The sequence below is a fragment of the Streptomyces europaeiscabiei genome (assembly GCF_001550375.1).
GTDB lineage: Bacteria > Actinomycetota > Actinomycetes > Streptomycetales > Streptomycetaceae > Streptomyces > Streptomyces europaeiscabiei.
Genome location: NZ_LRTR01000258.1, coordinates 1 through 4772, shown reverse-complemented (window position 1 = coordinate 4772; position 4772 = coordinate 1). Strand labels below are relative to the sequence as shown.

Below are 4772 nucleotides of genomic sequence, written 5' to 3'. Positions count from 1 at the left end.
GGCCGTCGGCCCCGGCGCCCGGCCTCGGCCCGGCGGGCTCCCGGCCCCCTCCGTACGACCATCCCCGCGACCATCCCCGCGACCATCCATCGACGGTGACGATGTGCGTGACGGGGGTCACGTCCGTGCGTGTCACATCGAACGGGGCCCGGTCCGTCCTTGTGTTGTCACCGCATACGACGGCACAAGGAGCCCGCCATGCAAGCGCGTCTGAACCTGCTCGCCAGCCCGGTCGCCGGGAAGCTCGTCAAGCACCTCGTCGCAGCCGGCAAGGCGGTCGACGAGACGGGCCTGCCGATCACCACCCAGGAGTTGGTGCGGATCCGCGCCAGCCAGATCAACGGCTGCGGGTACTGCCTCGACATGCACACCAAGGAGGCCGCGCACGCCGGGGAGACCGCCCAGCGGCTGCACCTGGTCGCCACCTGGCGGGAGGCCAAGGTCTTCACCGAGGCCGAGCGCGCCGCGCTGGAGCTGGCCGAGCAGGGCACCCGGATCGCCGACGCGGCCGGCGGCGTCCCCGACGAGGTCTGGGCGAAGGCCGCCAAGCACTACGACGAGGACCAACTCCTCGCCCTGGTGGCGCTCATCGCCCTCATCAACACCTTCAACCGGCTGAACGTCATCCTGCAGCAGCCGGCGGGCGACTACCAGGTCGGCATGTTCGACTGACGTCGACGTGTCCGGCTGACCAGAGCCGCAACGACGCATCCCCAGGCCGTGGAAGGGCCTGGGGATGCGTCGTTCTCGGCCTGGTCGGCCCGGTTGACGTGCGTGACGGCCGGGCGCAGTCGCGTTACGCCCCGTCCCGCTGTGCGAACTGCAGGGAGAGGGACCGCAGGACGTCGGTGGTCGTCGTATCGGTCCGCCCCTCGTCGTGCACCTCGGCAAGGTGGACGAAGGCGTAGGAGAAGCAGTTGGCCAGGGCCACGATCGCCGGTCCCAGGGCATCCGTGATGATGCCCGTGGCTTCCCGGGCGCTCGCGTCGGCGGGCAGTTTGATCTCGGGCAGGGTCTCCGCGAGCAGCGCGGAGACAGCCCCTGTCAACGCCACTTCGGCGTCCGGGTTCTCGCGAACCTGTCGCCGTATCTCGATCGCTTCGGTGAGGATGCCGACGACTCGCTGCATGATCTCGGATTGCTCCATGGGTGGAGCCTAGGAGCGGTCGCGTCGTCGGGCGCGGTGAACCCGCTGGTTGCGCCCGCACAAAGTGCCGGCGCGCACGCTGCCGGCCACCTCATTCTCAACGGGCCCGGCCCACTTCCTCGAACCGTGTCGCCCTGCCCCCACCCTCCCCCGGCTGAACGGACCGGGCCGGCACCTGGCCGTCGTCGGTGCTTCTCGACGGGACTTGGCCATCGACCGTGCTTCCCGATGTCACCTGGCCATGGACCGTGCTTCCCGATGTCACCTGGCCATCGCCCGTGCTGCCCGACGGATAGAACTGCGCGTACCACCGCCGCAGCGCCCTGATCCCCTTCTCGTGCGGAAGCAGCACGGGCCGGGCCTGGTGGATCTTGTGGTCCCAGATCCGGACCTCCTCGCGCACCTCACCGAGCGCCTCGGCCCGGAAGACGAGCTTGAACAAGGGGGTGAGGAAGGGCAGCCAGGCCGGTTTGCGGAGGTAGAACAGCACCCGCAGCTCGCTCGTGAGGTCGTCGACGGGCGTGCTGAGCGCGACGGCCGTCACCGACAGCACCGGCCCGTGGGACCGGACGACCATCACCCCCGGCCCGTACATGTACGCGTCGAACGTGTTGTTGATGTCCCAGCCGAACACCCGCCGGCTGATCGTCCCCCGCGCCTCGGCGAACGGCCCGTCCTCCCGCCACTCCTGGACCGGCGGTTCGCTCTGGCCGTGGATGAAGTGGAAGTGGGACTCGTCGACGATGTTCTCGCGCATCTCCTGGATGTGGATCCGCGCCCGGCAGGTGTCGTCGATCGGCGAGGCGAAGTGCCGGGACCCCGTCTCCTCGATCTCCGGCACCTCCCACGAGGGCTCGCCCGGCCCGGCGTACACGAAGACGAGCCCGCTGTGCTCACGCACCGGAAGCCCGCCGATCGACACCTTGGGGGTCCGGGCGGCGAACGGCGCCTCCACGCACCGCCCGTCCGCCCCGAACCGCCACCCGTGGAACGGGCACTGAACCGTCCCGTCCACGACCTTTCCGCCGACGCCCAGATGCGCGCCGTAGTGCGGACAGTGCGCGTCCCGCACGGCCGCCCGCCCGTCCGGCCCCCGGAACGCGATCAGCGCCCGCCCGAAGTAGTGCAGGCTGACGACCTTCCCTGTCCGCAACTCCCCGCTCCGCAGCACCGCGTACCACCCGTACGGCACGCTCGGCATCGGGTACTCGTCGGCGCGTGGATCGCGGGGCAAGGCCGTCGAATCAAGTCTCGTTTTGTCATGGCGCCGACGAAATCGCATGAGACCGATGCTAACGGCGGTTGTGATCCACGACCCGCAACATGCCGCATATGAAAGGAAGTTGGCGTGTCAGCGATCCTCCCGCTACGACGGCGTGCCGTAGGCCGCCACCATCACATTGAGGGCCACCCTGTTCACGTCCCTGCCCTTGGCGTCCGTGGAGTTGACGCTGTAGACGACGGTGCGGGAGCCGTCGCGGGTGGACGCGATGGCCGAGTTGTAGCCCCAGCGACCGCCCGTCTTGCCCCACACCTCACGCCCGCCGAGCACCTTCCTCGCGAGCCCGGCGGCGAACTCGGCGGGCTTGCCGCTCGTGAAGTCCACCACCTTCGGCACCGTGAACATCTCCTCCAGCACCGGCCCGCGCGGCACGATCCGCCCCCGGAACAGCGCGTTCGTGAACCGCTCCAGATCCGCCGTGGTCGAGACGATGTCACCGGCCGCCCAGCCGTCCGTCACCCCCCACACGGTCACGTCCCGCAGCCCGGTCGTCCCGTCGTCCAACGTCATCCGCTGATAGCCGTGGTTGTGCGGGCCGACGATCCGCGGATCGGTCCCCGGGAAGTAGGTGTCCCGCAGCCCGAGAGGCTTCAGCACCCGCCGGGCGACCTGCCGCTCGTACGAGTCCCCGGTCACCCGCTCCACCAGCAACCCGGCGATCGTGTACCCGATGTTGAGGTAGTGCTGCCGCTCACCCGGCGCGAACTCCCGCTCCTTCGCCGTGGCCGACCGCACCATCTCCTTTGGGTCGTGGATCCGGAAACGGTTCGCGTACCACTCCTCGACCGTCGTCCCCGAGGAGTCGGCCGCCGGGATGCCGTGCGTGTGATTGAGCAACTGCCGGACGGTGACACCGCCGTACGACGCCGGGATCAGCTCCGGCAGATACGAGCGGGCACTGCGGTCGAGGTCGACCTTGCCCTCGGACGCCAGCTGCAGCACCACGGCCGCCGTGAACACCTTGGTCACGGACCCGGCCCGGAAGCGGGCGTCGGGATCGGCCGCCCGGCCGGTCGCCAGGTCGTGCACCCCCGAACTGCCCCGCCAACGGCCGTCGATACCCCCGACGCGTACGAGCGCTGCCGTGGCGTCGGAGGAGGGGAGCCCGGCGATGGCGGTCTCCATGGCGGTGGCCAGTTCGGGGTCCGTCCGCGTCTGAGACTGCGTCTGCGTCTGCGTCTGCGTCTGCGCGGAGACGGTGTCCGTGACGGAGGGCGAGGGCGAGGGCGAGGGCGAGGATGAGGATGAGGATGAGGCGGTGGCGGGCAGAGCCGCCGGTCCCGTCACCACCCCCAGGACGAGGGCGGCGGCGAGCAGCGTGCGGGTGGCGCTCTTCATGGTCAACTCCGTTGATGTGAGCCGGTGTTCGCGACCGCTCGTGGTCGCTCTCGATGGCTCCATCCTTGTGACCGGCGGCTTTTCGCGGATCGCCCGCACAGGGGGTCTTCGGGAGGTGGGTTCGGTCACTCCCTCGCCGACGCGGGGGAGGAACCGGGCCGGGAGACTCCCCCGGGCGGGGGACCCGCGGCCCCGGTGGGCGCGTCACCGGCCGAGATCAGCCCCGTCTCGTACGCGCAGATCACCGCCTGGATACGGTCCCGCAGCCCGAGCTTGGCGAGCACGTTGCCGACATGCGTCTTGACCGTGTGGTCGCTGACGACCAGCTCGCCGGCGATCTCGGCGTTGGACAGCCCACGCGCCAGCAGCAACAGCGTCTCCCGCTCCCGCCCGGTCAACGCGTCGAGCCGGGGGTCGGGCCGCCGGGCCCGGACGGCGGCCGGCCGGGTGTACTGCTCCACCAACCGCCGTGCCACGGACGGCGCGAGCAACGAGTCACCCCGCGCCACGACCCGAACGGCATGCACGAGGTCGTCCCGCCGGACATCCTTGAGCAGAAACCCGCTCGCCCCCGCGTGCAGCGCCTCGTACACGTACTCGTCGGAATCGAAGGTCGTCAGCATCACGACCCGACAGGCACCGCCCGCGCTGCCCGCACGTCCCCAGCTGTCTGCACTGTCCGCGCCGCCCGCACGGCCCACGCCGTCCGCACTGATCGCCCGGCACGCCTCGATCCCGTCCATCCGGGGCATCCGGATGTCGAGCAGCGCCACGTCGGCGCGGTGCCGCCGCACCGCCTCGACCGCCTCCGCCCCGTCACCCACCTCGGCGACCACCTCGATGTCCGGCTGGACGTCGAGGATCAACGCGAACCCGCTGCGCACCAGCTCCTGGTCATCGGCCACGACCACCCGGATCGTCAACGCCCCGCCTCCGCCACGGATGCCCTGTCCGCGAGGGACGCCACCGGTATCCGCACCCGCACCTCGAACCCCCGCCCACCGG

General features: G+C 70.6%; 5 protein-coding genes. 1 reads left to right on the top strand and 4 read right to left on the bottom strand.

Features of this window, described 5'->3' with window-relative positions; genetic code table 11:
- The first annotated feature begins 198 nt into the window (after window positions 1–198).
- The gene (locus AWZ10_RS12535) at window positions 199–672 is read left to right on the top strand and encodes a carboxymuconolactone decarboxylase family protein (protein WP_046708657.1); all 474 of its coding nucleotides are present in this window, start codon (window positions 199–201) and stop codon (window positions 670–672) included.
- A 124-nt stretch (window positions 673–796) separates the two neighbouring features.
- Here AWZ10_RS12535 and AWZ10_RS12530 read toward each other — a convergent pair whose 3' ends face one another.
- The 4 genes from AWZ10_RS12530 to AWZ10_RS12515 form a co-directional block, all read right to left on the bottom strand.
- Window positions 797–1147, bottom strand: coding sequence for a hypothetical protein (locus AWZ10_RS12530; protein WP_037690053.1), 351 nt, complete (start codon window positions 1145–1147; stop codon window positions 797–799).
- Between the two features lie 97 nt (window positions 1148–1244).
- A complete protein-coding gene (locus AWZ10_RS12525; RefSeq protein WP_244172475.1) occupies window positions 1245–2348 on the bottom strand; it encodes a Rieske 2Fe-2S domain-containing protein in 1104 nt (367 codons plus the stop codon).
- A 165-nt stretch (window positions 2349–2513) separates the two neighbouring features.
- Window positions 2514–3767: a serine hydrolase domain-containing protein gene (locus AWZ10_RS12520; RefSeq protein ID WP_060891094.1), complete on the bottom strand. Its 1254-nt coding sequence runs from the start codon at window positions 3765–3767 to the stop codon at window positions 2514–2516.
- 125 nt (window positions 3768–3892) lie between these two features.
- The gene (locus tag AWZ10_RS12515; protein ID WP_046708659.1) at window positions 3893–4690 is read right to left on the bottom strand and encodes a response regulator; all 798 of its coding nucleotides are present in this window, start codon (window positions 4688–4690) and stop codon (window positions 3893–3895) included.
- Window positions 4691–4772: the final 82 nt, after the last annotated feature.